We start from the raw sequence: 1,294 nt of genomic DNA, 5'->3' as shown, positions 1-1,294 counted from the left end.
CTGCGATGCCAATGGTATGAGGGGAGACTTCGTAGGTGGTTGAGTTTCCATACTCATCGACGAGGGTATCTGTGCGTTTAAAGCCTACGGTGTTTCCTGTTGTATAGCTACTGATGGACGAATTTACAAGGTGACTGTCATTATTTGTAAATCACTGTTCCAAAGAATTGAGAATTAGAGGTAAAACGAATATCTCCCAAGTAGCTATAATTATAAATCAAAATTATTGTATTACTTGATGGAATCGTTCCTTCAATAAACAAGGCTTTCAAGTTACTAATAATGTTGTTTTCGTATGAGGCTCCGTTCAACATATTAAAAAGATCTGTATGTCTAACATCAAATACTTCTTTTTCAATTAGATAGTCATCAATATCATCAATATCAATTTTATATTCGTTATAAAATGCAGAGGGGTTAACCTCTCCCTCATCGTCATATTTTAAGTCAAAATAATCTTCTAAATCATTTTTGGAATTAAAATTACCAATCCAAATTGATACTGTATTATCAGTTTCCATAATTTTCACTTCTCCTTTTATTTAATCATAATTTGTAGTCCTTTAGGGAGTTTCTCTACCCCGCCAAGTAAACGATAATTTGCCCAATTATTAAGTCTCCTCACGAAAGTTTCGTAATCTAAAGAACTATCAATTATACCTAATAATTCGTTGTGGGCAAGTGTAGAGCCTAGACCTCCATGTACTCCATCTGGATTAACAAATCTCACATCTGATATTGCAGTTCTCAGTTCTCGAATTTGTTCTGCTTGTACTCCCCATTTTTTAAATTGAGGAGCTCTGGAAACTAGATGCCACTCGTGCATTCCTCCTGGAGCTCTAAGCTGACGTTCAATCTTTCTTCTCAAATGTTTATTCTGCCAAATAGTTTCTAGTTGTTCGTCAGTTAACCTGTTAAAAAATTCTTCAAAATTCCCAGATTTAACAGTTGGGATATCTTCTGGAGTCAAAACATCTAAATTTCTAAATAAATCATCTACAGGTGAGACACCGTTTAAATTCATACGTATAGTGCCACCACTGCTTTCTATCATCCCATCCGCACTTTTCGTACCATTCAGAGTAAAGTTCTTCGCCGCTTCGCTAATCACTTCGTCGGTATTGCTTGACAAATACACTTTGGCATTATGGTTACCAATAGTTGAGTTCCAAGCCCCATCCACAAAGGCAAACGCCTCATCGCTTGTATTTTTTAGGCTGTCAAGCACTTGGTGTGTGTAAGTCCCCATATTTTTAAGAACATTGTCCCCAAACTGACGGACATTCTTAACCAA

General features: G+C 36.4%; 2 protein-coding genes. Both read right to left on the bottom strand.

The window, feature by feature from the left end:
* Positions 1 to 140: 140 nt before the first annotated feature.
* Positions 141 to 521 carry an immunity 22 family protein gene (locus tag G575_RS0110530; RefSeq protein WP_027972675.1) on the bottom strand — a complete coding sequence of 127 codons (381 nt, stop codon included), beginning with the start codon at positions 519 to 521 and terminating at the stop codon, positions 141 to 143.
* Between the two features lie 17 nt (positions 522 to 538).
* The coding region (locus G575_RS12335) for a hypothetical protein (protein WP_211218389.1) at positions 539 to 1,294 on the bottom strand (756 nt) is incomplete at its 5' end.

The organism is Streptococcus plurextorum DSM 22810 (genome assembly GCF_000423745.1).
In the GTDB taxonomy this organism is placed as follows: Bacteria; Bacillota; Bacilli; order Lactobacillales; family Streptococcaceae; genus Streptococcus; species Streptococcus plurextorum.
The sequence above is the reverse complement of the archived record's forward strand: the minus strand, read 5'-3'. Positions and strand labels throughout refer to the sequence as shown.